The 24,121-nt window shown below is 58.2% G+C and carries 23 protein-coding genes, 2 tRNA genes and 1 pseudogene; 10 read left to right on the forward strand and 16 right to left on the reverse strand.

Annotation, left to right across the window (positions count from 1 at the left end; all coding sequences use genetic code 11):
- Positions 1 to 8: 8 nt before the first annotated feature.
- Complete coding sequence (locus KVQ82_RS23645) at positions 9 to 962, forward strand: hypothetical protein (RefSeq protein ID WP_027614341.1); 954 nt, start codon at positions 9 to 11, stop codon at positions 960 to 962.
- A gap of 85 nt (positions 963 to 1,047) precedes the next feature.
- On the opposite strand, the gene dinB is transcribed toward KVQ82_RS23645, so the two are convergent.
- The gene (gene dinB, locus KVQ82_RS23650) at positions 1,048 to 2,109 is read right to left on the reverse strand and encodes a DNA polymerase IV (RefSeq protein WP_222016162.1); all 1,062 of its coding nucleotides are present in this window, start codon (positions 2,107 to 2,109) and stop codon (positions 1,048 to 1,050) included.
- A 279-nt stretch (positions 2,110 to 2,388) separates the two neighbouring features.
- Here dinB and KVQ82_RS23655 point away from each other — a divergent pair.
- The 4 genes from KVQ82_RS23655 (at position 2,389) to KVQ82_RS23670 (ending at position 6,961) form a co-directional block, all read left to right on the forward strand.
- Positions 2,389 to 2,465, forward strand: a tRNA-Met gene (locus tag KVQ82_RS23655).
- 208 nt (positions 2,466 to 2,673) lie between these two features.
- Positions 2,674 to 2,750 (forward strand) — tRNA-Met (locus tag KVQ82_RS23660).
- Positions 2,751 to 3,029: 279 nt separating this feature from the next.
- Complete coding sequence (gene mprF, locus KVQ82_RS23665; protein WP_222016164.1) at positions 3,030 to 5,669, forward strand: bifunctional lysylphosphatidylglycerol flippase/synthetase MprF; 2,640 nt, start codon at positions 3,030 to 3,032, stop codon at positions 5,667 to 5,669.
- Positions 5,669 to 6,961, forward strand: coding sequence for a virulence factor family protein (locus tag KVQ82_RS23670; RefSeq protein ID WP_222016166.1), 1,293 nt, complete (start codon positions 5,669 to 5,671; stop codon positions 6,959 to 6,961). The genes mprF and KVQ82_RS23670 overlap by 1 nt, the downstream gene beginning before the upstream one ends.
- A 198-nt stretch (positions 6,962 to 7,159) precedes the next feature.
- Here KVQ82_RS23670 and KVQ82_RS23675 read toward each other — a convergent pair whose 3' ends face one another.
- Positions 7,160 to 7,321 carry a hypothetical protein gene (locus KVQ82_RS23675; RefSeq protein ID WP_222016168.1) on the reverse strand — a complete coding sequence of 54 codons (162 nt, stop codon included), beginning with the start codon at positions 7,319 to 7,321 and terminating at the stop codon, positions 7,160 to 7,162.
- 356 nt (positions 7,322 to 7,677) lie between these two features.
- Between KVQ82_RS23675 and KVQ82_RS23680 the strand changes: the two genes are divergently transcribed.
- Positions 7,678 to 8,004, forward strand: coding sequence for a DUF3077 domain-containing protein (locus tag KVQ82_RS23680; RefSeq protein ID WP_222016170.1), 327 nt, complete (start codon positions 7,678 to 7,680; stop codon positions 8,002 to 8,004).
- Between the two features lie 161 nt (positions 8,005 to 8,165).
- On the opposite strand, the gene KVQ82_RS23685 is transcribed toward KVQ82_RS23680, so the two are convergent.
- On the reverse strand, positions 8,166 to 10,067 hold the full coding sequence (locus KVQ82_RS23685; protein WP_041072204.1) for a potassium transporter Kup: 1,902 nt from the start codon (positions 10,065 to 10,067) through the stop codon (positions 8,166 to 8,168).
- A gap of 16 nt (positions 10,068 to 10,083) precedes the next feature.
- Complete coding sequence (locus KVQ82_RS23690) at positions 10,084 to 10,257, reverse strand: hypothetical protein (protein WP_260687748.1); 174 nt, start codon at positions 10,255 to 10,257, stop codon at positions 10,084 to 10,086.
- Between the two features lie 520 nt (positions 10,258 to 10,777).
- Between KVQ82_RS23690 and KVQ82_RS23695 the strand changes: the two genes are divergently transcribed.
- Positions 10,778 to 11,518, forward strand: a complete 741-nt coding sequence (locus tag KVQ82_RS23695; protein ID WP_222016173.1) for a phospholipase D family protein — start codon at positions 10,778 to 10,780, stop codon at positions 11,516 to 11,518.
- 69 nt (positions 11,519 to 11,587) lie between these two features.
- Positions 11,588 to 12,340 (forward strand): hypothetical protein, encoded by a 753-nt coding sequence (locus tag KVQ82_RS23700; protein ID WP_222016175.1) that lies wholly within the window; start codon positions 11,588 to 11,590, stop codon positions 12,338 to 12,340.
- Positions 12,341 to 12,388: 48 nt separating this feature from the next.
- Here KVQ82_RS23700 and umuC read toward each other — a convergent pair whose 3' ends face one another.
- Positions 12,389 to 13,666, reverse strand: coding sequence for a translesion error-prone DNA polymerase V subunit UmuC (umuC, locus tag KVQ82_RS23705; protein WP_222016177.1), 1,278 nt, complete (start codon positions 13,664 to 13,666; stop codon positions 12,389 to 12,391).
- Positions 13,659 to 14,084 carry a LexA family transcriptional regulator gene (locus KVQ82_RS23710; protein WP_085683350.1) on the reverse strand — a complete coding sequence of 142 codons (426 nt, stop codon included), beginning with the start codon at positions 14,082 to 14,084 and terminating at the stop codon, positions 13,659 to 13,661. Before KVQ82_RS23710 ends, umuC begins: the two co-directional genes overlap by 8 nt.
- Before the next feature lie 94 nt (positions 14,085 to 14,178).
- Here KVQ82_RS23710 and KVQ82_RS23715 point away from each other — a divergent pair, with 94 nt between their 5' ends.
- Both KVQ82_RS23715 and KVQ82_RS23720 read left to right on the forward strand, forming a co-directional pair.
- Positions 14,179 to 14,859, forward strand: a complete 681-nt coding sequence (locus tag KVQ82_RS23715) for an SOS response-associated peptidase (RefSeq protein WP_222016179.1) — start codon at positions 14,179 to 14,181, stop codon at positions 14,857 to 14,859.
- Between the two features lie 107 nt (positions 14,860 to 14,966).
- Positions 14,967 to 15,776, forward strand: coding sequence for a hypothetical protein (locus KVQ82_RS23720; RefSeq protein WP_222016181.1), 810 nt, complete (start codon positions 14,967 to 14,969; stop codon positions 15,774 to 15,776).
- Between the two features lie 60 nt (positions 15,777 to 15,836).
- Here the strand turns inward: KVQ82_RS23720 and KVQ82_RS23725 are convergent, their stop codons facing one another.
- From KVQ82_RS23725 to KVQ82_RS23765, 10 genes and pseudogenes are all read right to left on the reverse strand, one after another.
- Positions 15,837 to 16,631 (reverse strand): DNA adenine methylase, encoded by a 795-nt coding sequence (locus KVQ82_RS23725; RefSeq protein WP_222016183.1) that lies wholly within the window; start codon positions 16,629 to 16,631, stop codon positions 15,837 to 15,839.
- Positions 16,632 to 16,782: 151 nt separating this feature from the next.
- The gene (locus KVQ82_RS23730) at positions 16,783 to 17,325 is read right to left on the reverse strand and encodes a lysis system i-spanin subunit Rz (protein ID WP_222016185.1); all 543 of its coding nucleotides are present in this window, start codon (positions 17,323 to 17,325) and stop codon (positions 16,783 to 16,785) included.
- Positions 17,307 to 17,870 carry a glycoside hydrolase family 19 protein gene (locus tag KVQ82_RS23735; RefSeq protein ID WP_222016187.1) on the reverse strand — a complete coding sequence of 188 codons (564 nt, stop codon included), beginning with the start codon at positions 17,868 to 17,870 and terminating at the stop codon, positions 17,307 to 17,309. Before KVQ82_RS23735 ends, KVQ82_RS23730 begins: the two co-directional genes overlap by 19 nt.
- A 49-nt stretch (positions 17,871 to 17,919) precedes the next feature.
- Positions 17,920 to 18,969: a phage late control D family protein gene (locus tag KVQ82_RS23740; protein ID WP_222016189.1), complete on the reverse strand. Its 1,050-nt coding sequence runs from the start codon at positions 18,967 to 18,969 to the stop codon at positions 17,920 to 17,922.
- Between the two features lie 71 nt (positions 18,970 to 19,040).
- The gene (locus KVQ82_RS23745; protein ID WP_064596196.1) at positions 19,041 to 19,247 is read right to left on the reverse strand and encodes a tail protein X; all 207 of its coding nucleotides are present in this window, start codon (positions 19,245 to 19,247) and stop codon (positions 19,041 to 19,043) included.
- Complete coding sequence (locus tag KVQ82_RS23750) at positions 19,222 to 20,067, reverse strand: phage tail protein (RefSeq protein WP_222016191.1); 846 nt, start codon at positions 20,065 to 20,067, stop codon at positions 19,222 to 19,224. The genes KVQ82_RS23745 and KVQ82_RS23750 overlap by 26 nt, the downstream gene beginning before the upstream one ends.
- 9 nt (positions 20,068 to 20,076) lie before the next feature.
- Entirely contained in the window at positions 20,077 to 22,848 is a 2,772-nt protein-coding gene (locus tag KVQ82_RS23755) for a phage tail tape measure protein (RefSeq protein ID WP_222016192.1), read from the reverse strand.
- A gap of 150 nt (positions 22,849 to 22,998) precedes the next feature.
- Positions 22,999 to 23,283 carry a phage tail assembly protein gene (locus tag KVQ82_RS31690; protein ID WP_259740617.1) on the reverse strand — a complete coding sequence of 95 codons (285 nt, stop codon included), beginning with the start codon at positions 23,281 to 23,283 and terminating at the stop codon, positions 22,999 to 23,001.
- A gap of 24 nt (positions 23,284 to 23,307) precedes the next feature.
- Positions 23,308 to 23,598 (reverse strand): annotated as a pseudogene (locus KVQ82_RS31695) (phage tail assembly protein); the annotation flags it as partial.
- Between the two features lie 13 nt (positions 23,599 to 23,611).
- Complete coding sequence (locus KVQ82_RS23765) at positions 23,612 to 24,115, reverse strand: phage major tail tube protein (protein WP_222016196.1); 504 nt, start codon at positions 24,113 to 24,115, stop codon at positions 23,612 to 23,614.
- Between the last annotated feature and the right edge of the window lie 6 nt (positions 24,116 to 24,121).

The raw sequence follows: 24,121 nt of genomic DNA on the forward strand, positions 1-24,121 counted from the left end.
GAGACCTCATGTTCAAGCGAAACACCTTGGGCCTCGGTGGCGCCGCCTTGTGCGGCGCCCTGCTGGTCAGCGGCTGCGCCAATCAGATGTCACAGCGCAGCGAGCACGAAGAGCGGGTCGAGCGCAAACTGCTCGACCACAGCCTGCAGATCGATGTCGGTGAGCCTAAGGTGCTCGAGCTGCCGCAACGACGTGTGAAGATCAACGAACAGAAGACCTTCGAAGTCACCGAGTTCGAAGTCACACGCCGTTACGACCGCTACACGCCTTACCAGCCCTGGCGCGAAATCTATGAGATTCCGTTGGGTGCAGTGGCGGTGGTCGCTGGTATCGGTGCCAATGTGGTCAACGTGTTCGCTTTGGGCAATCTGCCGGACAGCGTGACCAAGGACTGGCTGAACTACGGCATTGCCGGGGTCAACCCGTTCATGAACGTGCAGTCTCACGGTCGTGCACAACAGAACCTGGCCGGTATCGATGAAGTCCAGCGCGACAAGCGCACGGAATATTCGAGCCTGCCGTGGAGCGAACGCCCGGTGCAGGTCAAGGCCGGCAAGCAGACCTTCGACATGACCACTGACCGCAACGGCGTGCTGCGCCTGAACCTGCTGGACAGTCCGTTCGCCGAAAATGACCTGAATCACATCGGCAAACTGCAGATCAGCGTCGAAGACGGCAAGGATGACGTGCACAGCGATTCGTCCCTGGCGATCAGCAGTCATTTGCGCAGCAAGTTGCTCGAAGCCCACGGGTTGATTTACGACGATCTGGAAGACGACGAAGTGAGCCAGTGGGTCCACCGAGTCAAGCGCCTGTCGGAGCTGGGCCTGGAAGAAGAAGCCAGCGAACTGGAGCAAAGTCTGATCGAGCTGACGCGTAACGATCCTGAGTTGCAGGCCGAGTTTCTCAAGTCGCTGACCAAGGATGCCGGGCGCCTGGTGGCTGATCCAGGACCGAATTAAGCCTTAAAAGATCGCAGCCTGCGGCTGCTCCTACAGGGAACGCATTCCAATGTAGGAGCTGCCGCAGGCTGCGATCTTTTGACTTTTAACGCTCAAACAACTCCATCTGCTCAAACCCGCCGCGCAAATCCTCCAGCCGGACCCCCACCCCCAACAACCGCACCGGTTTCCCGCCACGATTGAATGCCTGCGTCAGCATCAACTGATAACTGCCCAGATCGCGCCCTGCCCCGGCCTGCTCCAATGTGGTCTGGGTAAAGTCATGAAACTTCACTTTGACGAACGGCTTGCCCGGCCGATAACTGCTGTCGATCCGTTCCATGCGGGTTTTCAGGGTGTCCAGCAGCTCCGGCAGCTTGTCGAGGCAACTGCGCAGATCCGGCAGATCGACGTCGTAGGTGTTTTCCACGCTGATTGACTGACGGCGACTGTCGTTATGCACCAGCCGGTCATCAATCCCACGGGCCAGACTCCAGAGTCGCTCACCGAAACTGCCGAATTCGCGCACCAGCGCCAACTTGTCCCACTCGCGCAATTGCAGGCAATCGACGATGCCGAACTTGCCCAGTTTGTCCGCGGTGACTTTGCCGACGCCGTGCAACTTGCTCACCGGCAAACCGCTGACGAAATCTTCCACCTGATCCGGAGTAATGACGAACAGCCCGTTGGGCTTCTTCCAGTCACTGGCGATCTTGGCCAGAAACTTGTTCGGCGCCACACCCGCAGACACGGTGATGTGCAACTGATTGGAAACGCGCCGGCGAATATCCTGAGCGATACGCGTGGCGCTGCCGCCAAAATGCGCGCTGTCGGAGACGTCGAGATAGGCTTCGTCCAGCGACAGCGGTTCGATCAGGTCGGTGTAATCGCGAAAGATCGTGTGGATTTCCTTCGAGGCTTCGCGATAGGCATCCATGCGTGGCTTGACGATGGTCAGGTCGGGGCACAGCTTCAAGGCATGCCCGGACGACATTGCCGAACGCACGCCGTACGCCCGCGCTTCATAGTTGCAGGTGGCGATCACCCCACGCCGATCCGCCGACCCGCCCACCGCCAGCGGTTTGCCGGCCAGGTTCGGGTCGTCGCGCATCTCGATGGCGGCGTAGAAACAGTCGCAGTCGACGTGGATGATTTTTCGCTGGGTCATGACAGAAAAAGCAACATGGTGAGCCGGAAACGCAGTATCTCACTGACACCTGTATATAGCACCAGTGGTCCGAATGTTCTTTTCAGTCTGTAGGACAACGACAATGAATTTATTTTCTCAATCGAAAATCATTGGCCGATAGAGCTGAAAGCCTTGTCCCACCTGCCCTGCGTCCCTTCTCCCGCCCTGCAAAAAGCGCTAAGCGATTGAACAGGAACAGATTTATCCAGATTCAAGGTTGACACTCCGGTGATCCTCTGTAGAATGCCGCCACACAGACGCGGGATGGAGCAGTCTGGTAGCTCGTCGGGCTCATAACCCGAAGGTCGTCGGTTCAAATCCGGCTCCCGCAACCAAACATCAAAAAAGGCTACTCGAAAGAGTGGCCTTTTTTGTGCGCGTCTGTTTTTCAATCAACGCGCAGTCGAGCAAACAGGAATTCGTTGCATTTCCGAAACTTACCGTTGCGCTGCGACCGTTTGACGTAAATTCACACTTATTTGACCCTTTACGGGATTAGCGGTTGACACCTCGCCGTTCGCCTGTAGAATGCCGCCACACAGACGCGGGATGGAGCAGTCTGGTAGCTCGTCGGGCTCATAACCCGAAGGTCGTCGGTTCAAATCCGGCTCCCGCAACCAAACATCAAAAAAGGCTGCTCGAAAGAGTGGCCTTTTTTGTATCTGTGGAAAAAGTCCTTTCGCAACAATGATCTGTCACGCTGCAGTGAAACGCTCAGGATCATCAGACCCGCCCAGTTGCGACTATGCTTGAGTCGCAGGCAAGACGTCTGCAATCCATGACCCGCCCTCGCCGATCCCGGATGAGAGGCGTAGTATTTTGTGATTATTTTTTTCTACAGGGATTGGTAACTTGGCTGGATACCTCCATCCTGTCGCGCACAATCCAAGAGGTGATTGATGCGCGCCAACTCGTCTGATTCACAAGACACCGTCACAGCAGAACATCCGATCAAACCCGAGCGCCTGCGCTTGCTGGATCGGTTGAGCAAATATCGCCAGCCGATCGGTCTGGCGGTCACGTTGCTGCTGTTTGCCATTGCGCTGATTGCCTGCCGCCATCTGCTGAGCGAACTCGATCTCTACGCCCTGCATGACTCGATCCTGGCCGTGCCGAAACCGGCCCTGCTGGGAGCCGTGAGTGCGACGGTGGTCGGCTTCATCATATTGCTCGGCTATGAATGGTCGGCCAGCCGCTATGCCGGCGTGACACTGCCGCCGCGCACTCTGGCGCTGGGTGGCTTCACCGCATTTGCGATTGGCAACGCCATCGGCCTGTCGCTGCTGTCCGGCGGCTCGGTGCGCTACCGTTTATATGCACGACATGGTCTGGGGGCATCGGAAGTCGCGCACATGACGCTGTTCGCCAGCCTGTCGCTGGGTTGCGCCCTGCCTCCGCTGGCCGCCCTCGCGACCCTGAGCGATCTGCCCGCCGCCTCCACTGCATTGGGTTTGTCAGAAGGCCTGCTCGGCACGATCGCCGCGGTGGTGCTGGGGCTTGGCGCGATTCTGGCCGTCGGCATCTATCGCCGCCGTCTGCCGGAGCAACCATACCGCGACAACCTGCTGGTCAGGGTCGGTCGCCGCACATTGCGCCTGCCGGGCCGGCGCCTGACCTTCCTGCAACTGATCATCACCGCTCTCGACGTCGCCGCCGCCGCCACCGTGCTTTATCTGCTGCTGCCGGAAGCCCCGCCGTTCGGCGCCTTCCTGCTGGTGTACCTGTTGGCCCTGGCCGCTGGCGTCCTCAGCCATGTGCCGGGCGGGGTCGGGGTCTTCGAAGCGATCCTGCTGGCCGCTTTCGCTGACACCCTCGGCGCCGCGCCACTCGCCGCCGCGCTGCTGCTGTATCGCCTGATCTATGTGGTGCTGCCGCTGCTGGTGGCCTGCCTGTTTTTGCTAATCAACGAAGGCCAGCGCCTGTTCCAGACCCAGACCATGCGCGCAGCGTCCGGTCTGGCCGCGCCGATTCTGGCGGTGCTGGTGTTCCTGTCCGGCGTGGTACTGCTGTTTTCCGGCGCCACCCCGGAGATCGACACGCGTCTTGAACACATCGGGTTTCTGATCCCGCATCGCCTGGTCGACGCCTCGCACTTCGGCGCCAGCCTGATTGGCGTGTTGTGTCTGTTGCTCGCTCAGGGCCTGCGCCGTCGCCTGTCGGCCGCGTGGATGCTGACCACCATTCTGTTGCTGGTCGGCGCCCTGCTTTCGCTGCTCAAAGGCTTCGACTGGGAAGAAGCCACGCTGATGACGCTCACCGCGGCGCTGCTCGGGGTGTTCCGCCGTTCGTTCTATCGTCCGAGTCGCCTGACCGAACTGCCGTTCTCGCCGCTGTATCTGGTGGCCAGCCTGTGTGTATTGGGCGCTTCGACCTGGCTGCTGCTGTTCGCCTATCAGGACGTGCCGTACAGCCATCAACTGTGGTGGCAGTTCACCCTCGACGCTGACGCCCCGCGCGGCCTGCGCTCGCTGCTCGGCGCGGCGGTGCTGTTGCTGGTGATCGCCCTGACCTGGCTGCTGCGCACCGCACGCCCGGTGATTCATCTGCCCACCCCGGACGAACTGGATCGCGCCGCGAAAATCCTGATGGCCTCGTCGCAACCCGATGGCGGCCTCGCCCTGACCGGTGACAAGGCGCTGCTGTTTCACCCCAACGACGAGGCGTTCCTGATGTACGCCCGTCGCGGCCGCAGCCTGGTGGCGCTGTACGACCCGATCGGCCCCGGCCAGCAGCGTGCCGAGATGATCTGGCAGTTCCGCGACCTGTGCGACATCCATCACACCCGTCCGGTGTTCTATCAGGTGCGCGCCGAGAACCTGCCGTACTACATGGACATCGGCCTGACCGCGATCAAGCTCGGCGAAGAAGCCCGGGTCGATCTGCATCGCTTTGACCTGGAAGCCAAGGGCAAGGAGATGAAAGACCTGCGCTACACCTGGAACCGTGGCACCCGCGACGGTCTGTCGCTGGAAATCCATGAGCCGGGCCAGGCGCCGATGGATGAGTTGAAAGTGATTTCCGATGCGTGGCTGACCGGCAAGAACGTGCGCGAGAAAGGCTTCTCCCTCGGCCGTTTCAGCGACGATTATCTGAAGCATTTCCGCATTGCGGTGATTCGCTTCGAAGGCCGCCCGGTGGCGTTCGCCAACCTGCTTGAGACTTACAGCCATGACCTGGCCAGCCTCGATCTGATGCGCTCGCACCCGGACGCCCCCAAGCTGACCATGGAGTTCCTCATGGTCGGCCTGATTCAACACTATAAGAGTCACGGATACGCGCGCTTCAGCCTGGGCATGGTGCCGTTGTCGGGGTTGCAACCCCGGCGAGGTGCACCGCTGACCCAGCGTCTGGGCTCGATGGTCTTCCGCCGTGGTGAGCAGCTGTACAACTTCCAAGGCTTGCGCCGCTTCAAAGACAAGTTCCAGCCTGACTGGGAACCCCGTTATATGGCAGTGCCCGCCGGACTCGATCCGCTGGTGGCGCTGGCCGATACTGCTGCCCTGATCGCGGGCGGCTTGACTGGATTGGTGAAACGCTGATGATTCAACGCTCCCTGAAGTACATCCTGGCCGCACTGATCGTGCTGGCCGTGATTGCCGGCGGCGGTTACTGGTACCTCAAACGCCCGGCACCGCAACCGACACTGCAACCACTGACGGCTGCCGACGGCACGGTCATGACCCGCGTCATTCCCGGCACCCAGCCCAAAGCTCAGGTGCTGGTTGCGGTCAATGACGACCAGAAGCTGACCGACAACCAATTGAGCACCCTGAGCCGCAGCGCCTCGGCGCAGATCGTTCAGGTGATTCTGCCCAAGGACTGCCTGCAACAGAGCCGCGCCCTGCAAACCGGCCTGCGCGAACTGAATGGCCCGGCCACGCTGGTCAGCGGTATCGGCCCTGGCGCGGTGCTGGCCTGGCGCTGGTTGTCCGAGCAGAAGGACGACGAGGCCCAGGCGATCTCGGTCGACCTGGCCCTGGAAAAACCTGGCTGCACCCACCTGCTGCCGAAATCTGCCGCCCACGGCCACTGGCTGGTGGCGTGGAACGACAACCCGGACGACACCAGCGCCGGTTTCGTGCGCGATCAACCGAACGCCGAAACCAGCATCAGCGACTACGACATCAATCTGCCGCAAGTGCTGAACAATGAGCTGCGCAAGATCCTCGTCGGCGGCGACAAGGCCAACGGTGGTCTGGCGATCCCGGTGGTTGAAGTGCCGGCCGGTCAGGCCAAGGACACCGTGACCCTGTTCCTTTCCGGTGATGGCGGCTGGCGCGACCTCGACCGCGACGTGGCCGGCGAGATGGCCAAGATCGGTTACCCGGTGGTCGGCATCGACACCCTGCGCTACTACTGGCAGCACAAGAGCCCGGAGCAAAGCGCGCTGGACCTGACCGAGCTGATGCAGCACTACCGCCAGAAATGGGGCACCAAGCGCTTCATCCTCACCGGTTACTCGTTCGGTGCCGACGTCCTGCCGGCGATCTACAACCGCCTGCCGGACACCGAGCAGCAACGCGTCGACGCCATCATCCTGCTGGCCTTCGCACGCACCGGCAGCTTCGAAATCGAAGTCGAAGGCTGGCTCGGCAACGCCGGCAAAGAAGCCGCCACCGGCCCGGAAATGGCCAAGCTGCCAGCGGCCAAAGTGGTGTGCATCTACGGCGCTGAAGAGACCGACGAGAGCGGCTGCACCGACAAGACTGCCGTCGGCGAAGCGGTAAAACTGCCTGGTGGCCACCACTTCGACGAGAACTACCCGGCGCTGGCCAAACGTCTGGTGGACTTGATCGAGAAGCGTCAGAGCAAGGATCAGCCGGCAGAGTGATCTGAGCCGGCCAAACAAAAAGCCCCCGCAATCTCATGGTTGCGGGGGCTTTTTACATTCCAGCCGCCACCAAAATCCCCTGTGGGAGCGAGCCTGCTCGCGAAAGCGGTTAGTCAGTTAACATATTCGTCGACTGACACTACGCCTTCGCGAGCAGGCTCGCTCCCACAGGGGAATTGCGCTGGACTCAAGTAATCATTAGCCCCGGCGGGCGTATCTTGCCCGCATATCGTAATGGCTGATCGCTTGAGCCGGATCGAAGTTGATCAATCGCTCCATAGCTTGCGCTTCAATCCGAAGGTTCTCGAGATCATCCTGCATTTCTTGTTTCGATGATTCCGTCATACGCGTCTCGCTCATTTGCACACGCCAGTTCGTGTCAGACGTTTAGTATCGTTTACTTCCAGTTTCGCAATATCAGATGACGCCCACAGACCTTGTAGGCAAACTCCGAAACTCGTGTTCGGGCGCTTTGCGGCTCTATTGCGATGTTTTTTGACGAGATACTCTCCGGACGTCGCTGACCCATTCAGCGATCGGGTGTGGTAACCCGGAGAAACCAGCGCAAGAGCCCGCTCATCGAGTAATGGCGGCTGTGCGTGGGACGCTTTCGAGCGTGCCGGTTTCCTTGGTTCCCGGTTTACCACCCCGCGTACAGTTGCCTCCCTTTCGTGTGGTAACGAAAGTCGCGGCACTTCGAACCAAGGAGTAACACGATGACCGAAACTGATCTGCACGGACACGCAAACGTTAAAACCATCGGCTGCACCCCCTTCCTCTACCACTCGGATCAAGCGCTCTTCAATGTCCGCTCTGGCATCCCGATTCTCGATGCATTGTCCCAATCTTCCGACCTGTTATCCCTCGCCAAATCCTTCACCGAAGACGCTGCCTTCACCAGAGACACTGACCGCCACGCCTGGGCTGCGCATTACCTGACCGTGATGGGCAAAGCCTTGATTGATGACGTGATACAGACACTGATGCCGCGAACTGCGCGCACGAAGACCGAGTCTGAAGCAGAGATACCTGAATGCTCGTAGAGGTTTAAAGATCAAAAGATCGCAGCCTTCGGCAGCTCCTACATGGAATGCGAAACCTGTAGGAGCTGCCGAAGGCTGCGATCTTTTGATCTGAAGTTGCCGCCCACAAAAAAGCCCCCGCCAGCCACAAGGCTGACGGGGGCTTTTCAGTGGATGCAGGACTACATCTCCACCTGCGTCCCCAACTCAATCACCCGGTTCAGCGGCAGATTGAAGAACCGCAAATTGCCGTTGGCATTCTTCAACATGAACGCAAACAGCGCCTCACGCCAGCGGGCCATGCCTTCGAGTTTCGAGGCGATCACCGTTTCGCGGCTGAGGAAGTAGGTGGTGCGCATCGGGCTGAAGTCCAGATCATCCAGATGGCATAGCTTCAGTGCCTGCGGCACGTCCGGTTCGTCGGTGAAGCCGAAGTGCAGGATCACCCGGAAGAAGCCTTCGCCGTGGGCCTCGACTTCGAAGCGGCGCGATGGCGGCACGCGCGGGATGTCTTCGTAGACCACGGTCAGCAGCACCACTTGCTCGTGCAATACCTGGTTGTGCAGCAGGTTGTGCAACAACGCGTGGGGTACGGCGTCGGAGCGGGCGGTGAGGAACACCGCGGTGCCCTGCACGCGGTGCGGTGGTTGCACGCGGATGCTGCTGATGAAGATCGGCAGCGGCAACGCGCCTTCGTCCAGCCGATCGACCAACAGCTCTTTGCCGCGTTTCCAGGTGGTCATCAGGATGAACAGCACGATCCCCGCCAGTACCGGGAAGGCACCGCCCTGAATGATTTTCGGCACGTTGGCCGCGAAGAACATGCCATCGACCAGCAGGAAGCCGACCAGAATCGGCACGGCCAGCAGTGGTGGCCATTTCCATAGCAGCAAGATCACCGCCGCCACCAGAATACTGGTGATCAGCATGGTGCCCGTCACCGCCACGCCATAGGCAGACGCCAATGCGCCGGAGGACTCGAAACCGATCACCAGCAGGATGACGCCCACCATCAGCGCCCAGTTCACCGCACCAATATAGATCTGCCCCTGTTCGGCACTGGAGGTGTGCTGAATGTGCATGCGCGGAATGTAGCCAAGCTGAATCGCTTGACGGGTCAGCGAAAACGCACCGGAAATCACCGCTTGCGAAGCGATCACCGTGGCCAGGGTTGCCAGCACCACCAAAGGCACCAGTGCCCAGTTCGGCGCCAGCAGGTAGAACGGGTTACGCGCCGCTTCCGGGTTCTCCAGGAGCAATGCGCCCTGACCGAAGTAATTCAGCACCAGTGCCGGAAGTACCAGCGCCAGCCAGGCGCGGGCAATCGGCTTGCGCCCGAAGTGGCCCATGTCGGCGTACAGTGCTTCGGCGCCGGTCAATGCCAGCACTACCGCGCCGAGAATCGCCACGCCCATGCCCGGATGCACAATGAAGAATCGCACGCCCCAGATCGGGTTCAGCGCGCTCAATACTTCAGGGTGTCGAACGATCCCGCTGACACCCAGACCGCCCAGCACCAGGAACCACGCCACCATCACCGGACCAAACAGCTTGCCAATGCGATCGGTGCCATGCTTCTGGATCAGGAACAGTCCGACCAGGACCACCAGCGCCATCGGCACCACCCAGCGCTCCAGGCCATCGAATGCCAGCTCCAGACCTTCCACCGCCGACAATACGGAAATCGCCGGGGTGATCATGCTGTCGCCGTAAAACAGTGCGGCACCGATCAATCCCAGGATCACCAGCACCGCCTGCAATTTGGGATAGCGGCTGGATGCGCGTCGCGCCAGGGCGGTCAGCGCCATGATCCCCCCTTCGCCCTGGTTGTCGGCCCGCAAGACGAACAACACGTACTTGATCGTAACGACCCAGATCAGCGACCAGAATATCAATGCCAGAATCCCGAAGACGCCGTCGTGATTGACCGGCACCCCATAATGACCGGCGAATACTTCTTTGAGGGTGTACAACGGGCTCGTGCCGATGTCGCCGTAAACTACCCCGACTGCCGCGACCAGCATGCTCAGCGGTTTTGCAGCCGAATGCTCGGCGCCCGCCGCCTGACTACTTGCCTGACCCATCCAACACTCCTGATTCTCAAACCGGCTTCTTTGAATGAAGCACTATGCTTTGTGGTGCAGCATGCGCTGTTTTACCTGTTGTTACAGTCGTTTTGTTGACTGTAAAAAAACGGTAAAGCTCAACGGCGCGAAGCATAGCGCAGCACTCGTCGTATTTCCCTGCATAAAGCTGGTCAAGTGCGTTGCTCATCGCTAGAATTGCGCACTTTTTGATCAGAGGCGCACCCTGAGCGCCCGTCCGTCGACTTTCCCACAGGGCAAGCGACGTCACAAAACACCGAGGTTAGACATGTCCACCACTCCTGCGCCGGCCAATCCAAAGGTTGGCTTCGTATCTCTGGGTTGCCCGAATGATACTGAAATTATACCTAGGTAAGAACTAACATCCAAAGGGGGCGAACGACCTTCTAGGCATGTCGTATTGTTCGACTGTCCGAGATCGGTTGAGTCCCAATTGTGCTTTCTGGGAGCGTGTGAACCGCCTCATTGGCTCGCCAGGCAATCACACCAAGCCTTTTTCCTAAATAAGCGAGTCGAATTTCTAAGCTCCCCCCTTTCTAGACCAGCCCTAACGTTGAACACTTTGCTCATGAATGTCATTGCTATGCTTTGACAGAGGAGCGGGGGCGACGCCTCCATGGCGATGTTCGTCTATGATCCAATGCGATCTCAAAAAACACTCTGAGAATAATGTCAGCCGGAGGCTAATTATGCCCTTCACCCCAGAAGCTCTTTACGCTCAAATCGGGCAGTTAATTACGGATATGCCTGACCTCAGAAATCACGAATGGAATACACCCGCAGGTCAGCGCTGGCTCGGCAGAGCAATAGCTTTAGTGGAGGAGAGTGGAAATACCGTTGACGCAATTGCCTTCAAGGTGACTGCTCAGAGTCTCACCGCCAGTACTTATTCACTCGGCCACGACGCATCCGTTCAAAAAATGACCTCCATCCTTTATCACGCCTTAGCGGTAGCTGAGCTTCGTGCACCTGCCATCGCGCAGAATGGATTCATCCCTGTAGGCGAACCGTTCACGGCTCTAGCTGCGGTGGCTGGAGTTATCTCCGGAGCGGTTGACTCAATACTTTTTATAGATCCGTACGCAGACAGCAATTTACTCACAGACTTCGCCATTCAAGCTCACGAACAAATAGCGATAAACATCCTGACTGACAGCCAGTATTTGAAACCCGGGCTCATCCCAGCAGTAAGAGCGTGGGAGCGTCAATACGGAACTGGCCGGCCAATCAATGTTCGACTAACCTCCCCACGAAGCTTGCATGACCGACTCATAATTGTGGACAGGCGCACAGCTTGGAGTTTAGGACAATCCTTCAATTCACTTGCCACACGATCCCCAACAGCACTTGTTCGTTTAAACGAGGAGACGGCATTGCTGAAGGTTCAAGCTTATGAATTAATCTGGTCAACTGCCAATTCGCCGTCTTGAGCGGTCAGAAAGAAACATACTGAATGGCCAATTTAACCGCCGACTCGTCACACTATATAGGACGTGCAATTGGACGCTAAACCCTACATTAAGCGAAAACATTTAGCTCGCGCAAAAATACTATTACAAAGGAGTGATATCCAATCTTTACGACACGCATGCCTAGAGATGAGATATTTTCTGGAGGCTCATGTATATGAGCGGTTATTGAAGGATGCAGATCAACTGCCAAAGTCGGTCATAGAAAAATGGGAACCGAACAAAGCAATGAAAATGCTTTCAATGTTCGACAGGCTTGCCGATATGGATTTAAGGTTAACAATCTCTGAGCAAGACGGTAGCAATCCTATCATAATTCAATATAACAACATAAAAAATTCTGACCTTTCAAAAATATATAATATCTTAGGCAGCTACCTGCACCTCCCACAGCCCGCTAAAGCAACTTCGTATCAAATCAAAAGAGACAAACTTCTTGAGATATTCAAGACAATAAAGAAACTCATCATAGGTAACTTAATAATCTTAAAGTTGGACTATGACACGTTTGAATGTGAAGCCTGCAACCAGCAAATACTATATACAAACTGGTATGTCACCAACCATGACAAGATCACATGCCAAAACGATCAGTGCAAGATAGAATATTTCATCGAACGCGACGATGAACACATACGATTCGGCTCAAAAATTCATTGTCCTTGTCCTTGTGGTCAGGAGTTAGAACTTTTTCATTCAAAGCTTAAAATAGGAGAAACTATAAAATGTGCTTCGTGCCTTGCGACGTACGTGATTGAACCCTATTTAAAACTCAAAGATTAACGGCGTTCGGCAGTACCGCTGTTCAAACGACGAGTGCGACGACATCAGCTAAGTACACCTGATCTCCCATAGTTGATCCAAACGCGTCGTATAACTCTGGCTCATCATCTCCCGCCGCATGCCCCAATCTGGATTGCTCGGCACACTCGCTGGCCGGAGCGTACCTCTACCCCAACGGCCATTGATTTCATCCAGCACCGCCATCACCCTGGACGCCTCAGTAGACTGAGAAATGGCGAAAAGATCGTCCGTGTACTCACCAGGCTGGCATAGATTCAGCAGCATGACTTCCGCTTTGCTGTAACTGAAACCAGCACGGTACACGCGATCTAGTGCGTCGACGGCCGCCGTCGTTAGCAGCCGAACGTCATCCGTTGGATAAGGTAGATCGATCACGACGCCGTTTGCGTACTTAGCCTCATCGGGGTTGAACATGCCGGTACGGATGCTGACTCGAATCTTCTTGCACAGCGACCGCTGTGCCCGAAGCTTTTCCGATGCCCGCATCATGTAGGTCGCCACCGCCTCCCTAATTGGCGCCAGCTCCTTCAGCCTTTTACCGAACATCCGGCTGCAGCAGATCTCCTGCTTGGGCGGATCTGGCTCGTCCAGTTCAAGGCACGGTGTGCCGGCCAATTCCCGGGCAGTTTTCTCGATCACCACACTGAAGTTTTTTCTCAACGACCACGCGTCTGCTTTGGCTAGATCCATGGCGGTCTTGATCCCCATGCCGTCGAGGTGCGCTTTCATGCGGCGTCCTACTCCCCAAACCTCCGCCACGTCCGTGTTACGCAGCACCCAGTCGCGCTTGATGGGGTCGCAGATGTTCACGACGCCACCGGTTTGCGCCTGCAGGCGCTTGGCGGTGTGGTTGGCCAGCTTGGCCAAGGTCTTGGTGTGCGCGATACCAACGCCGACAGGTATGCCCGTGCAGCGCAGTACTTGGCTGCGGATCTTGCGGCCGAGGCCGTCCAAGTCACTGATGCCGGTGAGGTCGGCGAAGGCTTCGTCGATGCTGTACACCTCAACGGCCGGCACCAGCGATTCGATCAAGGTCATGACGCGCTCGCTCATGTCGCCGTACAGCGCGTAGTTCGAGGAGAACGGGACGATGCCGTGCTGCTTGAGCTTGTGCTTGATCTGGAAGTACGGCTCGCCCATTTTCACGTAGGGCTTGGCATCGTAGCTTCGGGCGATGACGCAGCCGTCGTTGTTGGACAGCACCACGATGGGTACCCTGGCCAGGTCAGGACGGAACACCCGCTCGCAACTGGCGTAGAAGCTGTTGCAATCGATCAGGCCAAATACCGGCGCCACCTTAGACATGGCTGCGCACGCTGCCGATGATTACGCCCCAGATGGCTAGCTCATCACCCTCCAGCACATAGCGAGGCGGATACTTGGGGTTTTCAGACAAAAGGATCACGTCCTTTCCCCGAATGCATAGTCGTTTGCAGAGCGGATCGTTGTTCAGCAGCGCAACGACGATGTGACCGTGGGCCGGCTCCAGCGAACGATCTACTACCGCCAGATCCCCATCAAAGATGCCTGCGCCCTGCATGCTTTCCCCGGTGATTTTCACCAGATAGACATGCGGGGCACGGATGTTGAGCACCTCATCTAAGGAGATGTGTGCCTCAATGTGATCCGCCGCCGGCGAAGGAAACCCAGCAGGCACCTGGAACAAACATAGAGGCAGCTTTAGGCCGACCTCGGCAATTGGGCCTAAAATTGAATAGCTCATGACGCACGACTTCCAACACTGTACGAACATACAGTTAACTTTCAGAAGCGCTCGCGGTCAATTTCTGTAGGAATTATCTGATAGGCGGCGACATATGTGCGGACGACTTTCACAATACGACGGCATCCACGACTTTGTAGCGGCGCTAAGCATGCCCAACGCGCTGATCAATCACACCGGCGACCTACCTTTCGAGCGGTACAACGCGGCTCCTACCACCCAACTGGCGATTTTCCATCAGGAGGGTCAGTACCTGCGTGCCGACATGGTTCGCTGGGGTTGGCGTCCACACTGGGCGAAGGACCGCGCCGCGCCGATCAACGCCCGGGTAGAGAAAGTCGCCCATGGCCCCTTCTTCCGTGCGATCTGGCCACACCGGGCGATAATTGCAATCAACAACTGGTTTGAATGGGTCGACGAAGGCGGCCCCAAGAAGCAGCCTTACTTGATTCGCCGGCGAGACCGAGCGCCGATCCTGTGCGCCGCGATTGGGCAGTACCCCAGTACCGAACACCCACCAGGGGAGCACGACGGCTTTGTGATCATCACGTCTGACAGTGAAGGCGGCATGGTGGACATTCACGACCGTCGGCCTGTGACGCTATCGCCGGAATTGGCTCGCGAATGGCTGGACCCGGCTACGCCAAAAGACCGCGCCGAGCAGATGGCGCTGCTGCAGGGTGAGCACACCGAGGCGTTCGAGTGGTTCAAGGTGGACCCAGCAATCGGCAATGTACGAAATCACGGGCCTGAATTGATCAACCGAATAGATTAACTTAGTCAGCTTTAATTTGGCTTCTACTGCTTTACAGTGTTTAACAGTCAGGCACTCCCAGTGGAGCTCACCGAGTAGCAGGTCCACCAAATCAACAGGATCTCTCAATGAAATTTAGCACGCTGCACCTCGGTTACCTTGACGAGCTATCATCTTTAATATTGAAAAGCACAGACCCTGTATTCATTCGTGAAAAACTTAACCTGATACTTGATCATTATCAAGTCATTAATTACGAATCCCATTACAGCCATGCATTCTGGCGTGCGAGAAAATGCATTGATGAAAATGGATTCGACAATATATCAGAGCTCGGCCCCCCTCCTAAGGAGCTGACGCGAGAAGGGAGACTCAACGAAGTCAATGACCCCATTCTGTATACTTCAATCAATCAGTATTCAACTCTAGACGAGATCAAAGCAGAAGAAGGTGACCATATACACATTGTCGCCTATGAACAACTAACAGACCGCCCCATCCGCTGCGGGACCATTGGCGAAATAACCCACATGAACAGATGGGGCACCGGCTTAACGTCTGAAACTGTAGGAAACCTACTAAACAAATTCATGAGCAGCATGCCTCACGAATTCGGCAAAAGCTTTGTATTCACAGATTCCTTTCTCTCTTCATTATTAAAAGACAAAAATGCAAAAAACACGAACTATATCCACTCAAGAATTCTTGCTAATTTAATTTTTAGTCGAAACCCCGGATTAGATGCAATTGCCTATAGCGGCGTAGCTCTGGAATCTTCTCGAAACTATGCAATAAAACCTAGCTCCGCTGAACACTCATTACAGATGCAAGCGAGTTTTGTGTTGAAAATTATAAAAAAGTACAAATACGGAATGTATGATTTTCAAATCATTAAAAACGCAAAAGGCGAAGAGCATGATGGCAGGTTTATATGGTGAGCTTTTAAGTGTCATCAAGCGTAGCGAGCGAGATTTACGAATCTCGCGCTACACATAGCGCTAGAACAATCCACCAAGCGCCGCCGGCTCCCAGTTCATGATCACCAGCTCACCACTGACTTCGGCGCTGCCCTGTCGCTGGTTGGTTGTGGTGTAACGAATGTCCAAGGTCTCAAAGTGGAAGCCTTCGAATACACGGCGAATATCCGGATGGTCGTTGATGCTGACCATCACTTTGCCTTTGCAGCGGCGCATGAAATCGGCCATTCGTCCGTAGTTCTCGAACGAGAAGTCCACTCCATAGCCGGCGGTCTGCCAGTAAGGTGGATCCATGTAATGGAAAGTATGGGCACGGTCGTAGCGTTCAGCGCATTCAAGCCAGGGGAGATTTTCGACGTAGGTGCCGGACAGGCGCTGCCACGCGGCCGAGAGATTCTCCTCGATGCGTAGCAGGTTGATGGCCGGTGCGGTGGTCGCCGTCCCGAACGTCTGACCCGAGACCTTGCCGGCGAAGGCGTGGTGCTGCAGGTAGAAGAATCGGGCGGCGCGCTGGATGTCGGTGAGAGTTTCGGGGCGGGTCATTTTCTGCCATTCGAACACCTGCCGCGAACTGAGCGCCCATTTAAACTGGCGCACGAATTCTTCGAGGTGGTTCTGCACGACGCGGTAAAGCGTGACCAGGTCGCCGTTGATGTCGTTGAGGACTTCGACCGGCGATGGCTGAGGCTTCATGAAGTAGAGCGCGGCACCGCCGGCAAAGACTTCGACGTAGCATTCGTGTGGCGGAAAAAGCGGAATGAGACGGTCGGCCAGGCGGCGTTTGCCGCCCATCCAAGGGATGATGGGTGTAGACATAAAAAGCAAGACCTTTACTGTATGGATAAACAGGTGCTAGGCTCGCCGCGCTTTGTGCACGGAGCAAGAGCCTTGGCTGGACTTGCAGGGACCATCTGCAGGGACGGCGGTCGATCTGGATGTTGACGCATCCAGACCGGCCGCTCTTTTTTCACTTCGGTGTTGAGACTTCTTTGGCGTATGCCTGACAGGCCGCGAGGGCAATCAGCCCCCGGTCGCCGTCATCGGTGACGCCGATAATTCGTTGAGCATGCGCTGGGTCAAGTTCGGCTCTTGTGGGGCCATGAACCACGCCGCCGGTGCCGGTGGTGGCTGACACCGATCCGTTGCCGGCGCCGGTGGTGGCGTCGAGTAGGACTGACAGGCGCAGATCAGCAGTGGCAAGACGGTCGCGCAGGCGACCTTGATCACGTTGGGCATCACTCAAGACTCGGTAATGGGTTTGTTCACTGGTTGCCAGGCGCTGCTCGAGCGCGAGGCGTTTATCCTGTTCGGCACGCTGCTGCGCAACCGAGGCCAGGGCCAACTGGTTGAGTGTTTCGGTGTGGAGTCGGGCCTGCTCGGCGAGTTGTTTGCCGTACCGCCAATCCTGTAAGTGCCAGGCGATGGCGGCGGAAGCACCGGCCAAGACAACCAGCAGCACACCTTTTGCCAGCAGCCGATACGGCGCCGGGATCAGTTCGCCGAGACGCATAGCACCGCCCTCGCCCGCCCCCACAACTCCAGCCGGTCCTGCAGACCATTGAGGCCGCCGTTGATCCTGCGGGTGATCGTGTTGAATTCGTTTTGATCGGCCAGCGCGTTCAGCCCATTCACGAACCAGAACCATGCGGCGGACTCGGCGGCCCACTGCGGCAGCTCCAGCAATTCAGGCGTGCGCAGCAATCGCTCATCACTGAACAGCGCCAAGCTGCAGCGCAGGTAGTTGTCGTGGCCAGTGACCTGGATCAGGCCGCGACCGCGATATCGCTGGCCATCACCATCTGCTGCCGGCGTGTTGCCCAGTTTCCCAGCCAGGCTGCCGGTGTCGTATTTGCTCAGGTACTGGTCGCCGCCCAGTTCCCGGACGTACTGCAGCTGACCCGACTCGTGACCGACTTGCGCCAGGAACGCGGCTTGGCGTTTCGGCGTGTTGATCTGTCGATGGGCCATGGCTGCGTTGAGGGCGGATACAAAAACGCCCGCTTGGCGGCGGGCGTTGGGCATGATGCTTTGCAGCTGTTGTTCAGTGATGGACATACAAACTCCAGACGTAAAAAAACCGCACTCAGGCGGCGATGGGATGCGGCTATTGCTTCTCGATGTTCACAACCTTGAGGGGTGGTTTCGGCCCTTTCTTTTTCTTGCCCTTGGATTTACCGGCTTTGCCGGCATTGCATTCGACCGTAGTGGACCAGCCGGACTGGGTGAACACTTGCTCGACCGAATCCGCCAGGTATTCGCCATCAAGCCCGACCTTGAAACCCTGAGCGATGATGGGACGCTCAGCGAAGATGTCCGTCCGGCCGGGCATTTCAAGCCGCACATCGGCGGTCGAGCGGTTGAACGCCGACAGACGGGCCTTGGCCGCCGCTTCTGCAGCCGTTTTGTTGGGGTAGATATGGCGGTCGGTATGTACTGCCGGCAACCCGTCCGGAGCATCATCGTTGTCGATGGTGACCACTGCCAGCTTGCCGTCCTTCTTGTTCTGATGCTTGGTGGCGACTGCCTTGTGTGAGTTGCGATCACCGAGACTGAATTGCCATCGGCTGAGGTCGCGTCGAGTCAGGGTGATGGCGCCAAACGTCTTGCCGCTGGCTGTCTGGCCACCTTGACGCGGCATCACCAACAGCTTGCCGTCGGCCACCTTGGCCGTGCAGTCGTATTGCTTGGCCAGACGGGTGATGAAATTAAAATCGGACTCGTTGAGCTGGTCGACCCGGGCGACCTTGGTCGACACTGGACACACCGGCGTCCAGCCATTGCGCGCGGAGACGTCAGCCACGATCTTCGACAGCGGCACGTCTTCCCAGCTCCCGCTTCGGATGGTCTTGCCACTGCCCCGCATGTCGCTGGCCTTACCCCTGATCACGATGGTATCGGGTGGACCTGACACTTCGACCGTGTCGACGGTGTAACTCCCCATGCGCGCCAACGTCGTTTCGGCATACCCCAGGTAAATCTCGATTGAGCTGCCACGCCGTGGCAATTGCACTTGCCCATCACGGTCGTCGATACGCAACTCAAACTCGTCGGACTCCATACCCGGCTTGTCAGAAGTACGCAGCAACAACAGCCGATCATTGATCTTGGCCGTGACATCGGCCCCATCGGCGACGATGCGAAACATCGGAGTCATGGATTTTTTCCAATAAAAAACCCGCACCGGGCGGGTTAGAAAAACAACGCGTCACTGGGCATCGGCCAAAATCAATCCCACAAGCTGACGCCCTCACTGGTCGGACTCGGCAGATCCGGCAGGACGATAATCACGCCAGATCGGAACGGCTGAGGCTCATCGGCCAGCCCCTGATTGGCATCGAGTACGGCCTCGACGCTGCCATTCAGATGGCCGTAAACGTTGTTGCAAATGACATCGAGCATGTCGCCATCAGACGTCCTGCATGTCGTCGCCATAGCGTTCAAACTCCAAAGTGAAACCCTGTTTGCGAGCAATCCCGCCGTGCAGCAGCGCGGACTGTTCCTCGTTGATATTTTTCAGGCACCACGTCCCAATCACCTCGCCATAGCCCGTGGTCAGGGTCAGCGGCTGCAGCCTGGCCCCAATCGAACGCAGGGTGTCGAGCTGCTTCAATCCACCCTTGAAGCCTGGGTAGATTGTGCCCTTGAGCGTCAACTTTTCATCGCCCATACCCACGGCCTGCTTCGCCGGCCTGCGCGTCAGTCGCTCCTGCGAGGCCCAGCGGAATTCGGTTGAACGGCTCAATTCATCAAAGGCTGCCGTGTCGAGGTTGAAGTAATACGGCTCAATTTTCGGATCGCGCGGCTGAATGATCATCAGGTGCGGGAACGGCTTCACCGCCTCCGGGGCCGGCGTGGCTTCCCCAGCAAAGGAACTGGTGGGCACGATGTTGGCCAGCGACGGACTGACCTTGCCGGCGACGTTGTTGATCGTCGTGGCCGCTTTGCCCGCCTGTTCCTTCAACGTGCCCAGCCGATCCTGCACTTCAGCCGCCGCGCGGGTGGCGCGGCCATACACCGCTACCACCTGACCGACCTTGGCCTGAGCCGCGTCGACGCTGCGCATCACCCGCTGAAGTTTGGCGCCAATGGCCGGGCCGACAAACGGGATGTTTTCCAGCTCGGACGCGGCGCCAGTCAGTTCGCGAATCGCGCCGTTGACCGGGGTCAGCATGCCGTCAGCACTGCGCCGCCCGGTTTCCGCTGCCTCGACCAAATACTTCAGGCTCGATTGCATGTTCTCCATATAAGCCATGAGGCCTCCTTACACATGGGGTTCGTCGTACAGCTTGGCGGCGTTCTGCTTCGCAGCGCCTTCCATCATTCGCTGCATGTGCGGCAGCAAATCCTGCGCCAAGGTTTGCGGGTCTTTGACATCCCCCTGCACCGTTACAGGCATGCTCAGCGAATACTGAAACTGCTGATCCACCTTGGCCGGTACCGGTTTGTCTGGCTCCCTGGGTTGAATGACGAGCGCCGCCGACTTGAGCGGCGCCGTCACCGCCATCGAGCGCGCGACATCCCCCAGCGCCGGTCCTTGCTGGCCCGCTGACGCCATCATGAGCGGCGTGGTCGGCACCGGCGCCTTTGCCGTTTGTTCGGGCTTTTCATCCTCGCCACCGAACAGCGACTTACCCAAAGATCCGCCCAGCGCCGCACCGCCCTGACTGCCGAGGTAGGCGCCGATCAAGCCGCCGATGGCCGTGCCGATGATAGGCACCACCGAACCAATGGCGGCGCCTGCTGCTGCACCGGCCATGGTGCCGGCCAGGTTGCCAGCGGCCGCACCGTAGCCCTCGGCTTTTTCGTCCTTGGTCTTGGCGTTTTCAAACGTCTCATAAGCCATGGCCCCGGACTCCAGCAGCGTACCGCCCGGGATCATCTTGGCAACTTTGCCGGCCTTACCAAAGGCCTGCACAACCCCGCCCAGCTTGGCCATCGTGCCAGCCGGAACGGCCGGTACCGGTGGGATGGGTGGCCGGGACACGGGAACAGGTGGGCGCGTAACCGGCGGACGCGACGACCCAGGGCGAGGTAGCGGCCGACGCCGTGAAGCATTGCGCCGCGAGCCGCGACCACGCCTGCGAGATTCCCCTTGAAAATCCGCGCCGCCCAAAGCGTTGGCATTGACGACGAAAACCTTCTTAACAGCATCGTCTCCCCCACCCGGCCCGCCCTCATCATCCGAGGCCGCTTCCTTGGCAAGTGACACGACTTTTAGGCCAGTGGCGACCAGATCGAATTTCCCGGGCTTCTTGTCGCCGGCATCGGCGCCATCTGCCGGCGTGCCCTTGAACGCAGCCACTGCCTTGAGGCCGGTTTCAACCAACGACAGCGCTTTACCGGCCTTGCCCTTGGGTTCGGCAATACCGCCGCCGTCGACATCCTCGGCGTTGGTCACAAAGACCTTTTGCACTTCACCTGACTTGCCTTTACCCAAGGCTCCGCGCGCCAGGTTGAGCATCCCTTTGCCCATTTTGAAGGAGCTATACAGACCGGACAGTCCAACCAATGCGGCACTGACCAATCCGATTCCCGTCACGACACCGGGCGAGCTGTCAGACAGCGAAGTGATGCCCTTCGCAACCTTGGTCAACGATTCCGCGACGACATCCGTCACCGGCCGCAAGGCATCGCCAATGCTGCGCATGGCGTCATCCATCGACTGGGCCATTTCCGCCCATTTCTGCGATGACGACTCACGCCGCTCGGCAAGGTTTTTGTCGAGGATCCCGGTGGCGTCACGCGAATCGTTTTTGAGCTGGCTGTACAGCGCCTTGTTCTGCATGTAGGCCGACAGTGCGGCCTTGACCTGCATGTCGGCGAACAGGTCGCCGGTGCGCAGGGACTCTTCCAGCGAGGCCATCATGGCCTTGGCCTTCTCCGGGTCGGCTTCCTTGCTGATTTTTGACGTGGCTTCGGCCATGGCCGCCGCACGCTTCGGATCGGTCGCCTGAATGTATTTCTGAGCCAGCGACATACTGGTTTCGAGCGTCGACATGCCGTTTTGCAAACCGGTCTGCATCGATCCCTTGTAATCAATCCCGGCTTTTTCGTAGGCCTTGACCGTGTCGGTCGAGCCGATTTTGCCCATCCAGTTTTTCAGGTTGTTGGCCGCCTCGTCCGAACTGCCGGCCTGCTTCATCTGGACCTGCAACATGGCACCCAGTTGCGTCACCGCATCCAAGCCGGTGATGCCGTTGCTGGCCATGTTGGCCAACAGCTCGGGAAACCACTTGGCCATGTCGGCCGCTTCAAAGCTGCCTGCCTGCCCTTGGTAGGCGATCGCCTCCAGCGCCTGCTGCATCTGCTTGGGGTCGGTGATCTTGGCGTTCTGCCCCAAGGCGTTGATCATCTTCGCCGTGTCGACGCCGCTGGATCCCTGCCCCACGACAAACTTGGCCGCGACAGGCGCGTACTCCAGCGCCTTGCTCAGATCCATACCGGCGCCGACCAACTGATTGACCACGTCGGCCACATCGTTGCGCGCCATGCCGGTATCGCGTGAAGTGTCGATGATCTTGCGCGACATCTCCTGCTCTTGCGGCTTGTTGGCAATGCCGGCCTTGATCGCGATGTCACGGACAATCGCGCCAAAATCAGCGCTGACCTTGGCCGGCACCGCCATGGCACCGACACCGACCACCGCCGCACCGACGGCGCCCTTCATGCCCTTTACGCCAGAATCAATCTGCTGATGACCCTTGGCTTTCAGCTCGGCTTTATTGGCCGTCTGCCCCATCGAGCGATAGGCTTTTTCCAGCCGGCCGACCTCGACCCCCTGCTTTTTCAAGCTGTCGAGGTTCGAGTTCAAACGGCTGAGTAATTTGGACGCACCGGCAGCGCCGGTGTCGTGAGCCTTTTTCCATTCTTCACGCAGGCGGATGGTGTCGCCAATCGTGCGCTGCAGCACGCGCGCTTTGTTGCCTTCTGCCTCAAGGCGCTTGATGCGCCCGGTCACATCCTTGAACGCGGCGCCGACCGTTGAACTGACGGCACCGCCGATCACCAGCCCGAGGGCGAGTTTGTTTGCCATGTCATGGCCCTCATGTGCCCAGCACTACCGATGGCGGCTCAATCCGTGAGCCACCACACCATATCCGCGAACGGCATCGACTGGATCTCAGCGGCGGAAAATCCGGTTTCCGCCGCCAGACGTTTCGCCGCCGACTTGATAACGCTGGGGTTAAAGCCCGTCGTCGTTGTCCATGCGAAAATAGCCGGCCTGCAAGCGGTTAAAATCCACCAGCTTCAGCCCCTCCAGATCCGCCACCGAAGCGCCGGACAACGCCGCAAACAACACCAGCTCGCGCTGCTCATCGTCGCCACCCACCTCACGGTTGGCCGCTCGCACGTCGCCCACAGTCGGCGAACGCAAGGCCAGCTTGTCGACCGTCACGCCGTTGATTTCGCTCGGACACGACAGCGTTACCACTACCTGATCGGTCGTCAGCGACAACCACGCCGGCATCGAGTCCGAATAATCGGTTTTCGGTACCAGGTGCGAATACGCCGTCTGCACGCGGCGATAATCCGTCAGCTTGAGGCCTTCCAGATCTTTCAGTCCGACCTCGGCCAGACCTGCGAACAGCATCAGTTCGCGCTGTTCATCATCGCCGTTGGCAGCACGGTCAGCCGCCCGCACTTCACGCACGGTCGGGTTACGCAGGTTAAGCGTCTCGACGTCGATGCTGTTGGCCTGGCTTGGGCGGGTCAGCGTTACGACGGCACCGACTGCACTGAGCGACAGCCAGGTCGGCAGGTTTTTAGCGATTGCTTGAGTCATCTGAATCTATTCCTTACAGGCCCAGCGCCTGACGCACTTCGAGCAGTTGGTCTTTGCCGTCGATCACCTGAATGCCGGCGACCATGTCGATTTCGTACATCAGGCGCCCGTCAATTTCGAGCTTGTAGTACGTGACCGAAACGGCGTGTTTGATCTCGGCCGCATCACCGGCTTTCCAGTCACCGAGATCGACCTCTTTGAGCCGGCCGCGCAGGGTGGCAACGCCCGCTGTTACCGCGCCCTTCTGGCCCTTGAAGGCACCTCGGAACGTGGCGTTAAACGCCGTGCCGTCGGCCAGGCCGAAGTACTTCAGCGACTCGCGGCGCACGCCCTTGGTGACAAACGAGGCTTCCATTTTCTCAAGCCCCTGATCCATCTCGATGGGGCCGGCCATGCCGCCGCCACGATATTCGTCGGTCTTGGTGGTCAGCTTGGGCAGCGTCAGGCTGGGCACGTCGCCGGAGAAGTTCACGCCGTCGACGAACAGGTTGGTGTTGTACAAAGTCTGAGGAATCATTTGCTA

It is taken from the genome of Pseudomonas sp. AO-1, from assembly GCF_019775695.1.
Lineage (GTDB): Bacteria > Pseudomonadota > Gammaproteobacteria > Pseudomonadales > Pseudomonadaceae > Aquipseudomonas > Aquipseudomonas parakoreensis.

What these genes read in the sequence shown, in the direction of transcription:
- KVQ82_RS23710 (WP_085683350.1), bottom strand. Translation starts at nt 14,084, where the DNA reads ATGAGCTATTCAATTTTAGGCCCAATTGCCGAGGTCGGCCTAAAGCTG.
- KVQ82_RS23730 (WP_222016185.1), bottom strand. Translation starts at nt 17,325, where the DNA reads ATGCGTCTCGGCGAACTGATCCCGGCGCCGTATCGGCTGCTGGCAAAA.
- KVQ82_RS23670 (WP_222016166.1), top strand. Translation starts at nt 5,669, where the DNA reads ATGATTCAACGCTCCCTGAAGTACATCCTGGCCGCACTGATCGTGCTG.
- KVQ82_RS23690 (WP_260687748.1), bottom strand. Translation starts at nt 10,257, where the DNA reads ATGAGCAACGCACTTGACCAGCTTTATGCAGGGAAATACGACGAGTGC.
- KVQ82_RS23715 (WP_222016179.1), top strand. Translation starts at nt 14,179, where the DNA reads ATGTGCGGACGACTTTCACAATACGACGGCATCCACGACTTTGTAGCG.
- KVQ82_RS23735 (WP_222016187.1), bottom strand. Translation starts at nt 17,870, where the DNA reads ATGTCCATCACTGAACAACAGCTGCAAAGCATCATGCCCAACGCCCGC.
- KVQ82_RS23680 (WP_222016170.1), top strand. Translation starts at nt 7,678, where the DNA reads ATGACCGAAACTGATCTGCACGGACACGCAAACGTTAAAACCATCGGC.
- KVQ82_RS23725 (WP_222016183.1), bottom strand. Translation starts at nt 16,631, where the DNA reads ATGTCTACACCCATCATCCCTTGGATGGGCGGCAAACGCCGCCTGGCC.
- umuC (WP_222016177.1), bottom strand. Translation starts at nt 13,666, where the DNA reads ATGTCTAAGGTGGCGCCGGTATTTGGCCTGATCGATTGCAACAGCTTC.
- dinB (WP_222016162.1), bottom strand. Translation starts at nt 2,109, where the DNA reads ATGACCCAGCGAAAAATCATCCACGTCGACTGCGACTGTTTCTACGCC.
- KVQ82_RS23765 (WP_222016196.1), bottom strand. Translation starts at nt 24,115, where the DNA reads ATGATTCCTCAGACTTTGTACAACACCAACCTGTTCGTCGACGGCGTG.
- KVQ82_RS23755 (WP_222016192.1), bottom strand. Translation starts at nt 22,848, where the DNA reads ATGGCAAACAAACTCGCCCTCGGGCTGGTGATCGGCGGTGCCGTCAGT.
- mprF (WP_222016164.1), top strand. Translation starts at nt 3,030, where the DNA reads ATGCGCGCCAACTCGTCTGATTCACAAGACACCGTCACAGCAGAACAT.
- KVQ82_RS23750 (WP_222016191.1), bottom strand. Translation starts at nt 20,067, where the DNA reads ATGGCTTATATGGAGAACATGCAATCGAGCCTGAAGTATTTGGTCGAG.
- KVQ82_RS23685 (WP_041072204.1), bottom strand. Translation starts at nt 10,067, where the DNA reads ATGGGTCAGGCAAGTAGTCAGGCGGCGGGCGCCGAGCATTCGGCTGCA.
- KVQ82_RS23695 (WP_222016173.1), top strand. Translation starts at nt 10,778, where the DNA reads ATGCCCTTCACCCCAGAAGCTCTTTACGCTCAAATCGGGCAGTTAATT.
- KVQ82_RS23645 (WP_027614341.1), top strand. Translation starts at nt 9, where the DNA reads ATGTTCAAGCGAAACACCTTGGGCCTCGGTGGCGCCGCCTTGTGCGGC.
- KVQ82_RS23720 (WP_222016181.1), top strand. Translation starts at nt 14,967, where the DNA reads ATGAAATTTAGCACGCTGCACCTCGGTTACCTTGACGAGCTATCATCT.
- KVQ82_RS23745 (WP_064596196.1), bottom strand. Translation starts at nt 19,247, where the DNA reads ATGGCGACGACATGCAGGACGTCTGATGGCGACATGCTCGATGTCATT.
- KVQ82_RS31690 (WP_259740617.1), bottom strand. Translation starts at nt 23,283, where the DNA reads ATGCCGGCGTGGTTGTCGCTGACGACCGATCAGGTAGTGGTAACGCTG.
- KVQ82_RS23740 (WP_222016189.1), bottom strand. Translation starts at nt 18,969, where the DNA reads ATGACTCCGATGTTTCGCATCGTCGCCGATGGGGCCGATGTCACGGCC.
- KVQ82_RS23675 (WP_222016168.1), bottom strand. Translation starts at nt 7,321, where the DNA reads ATGAGCGAGACGCGTATGACGGAATCATCGAAACAAGAAATGCAGGAT.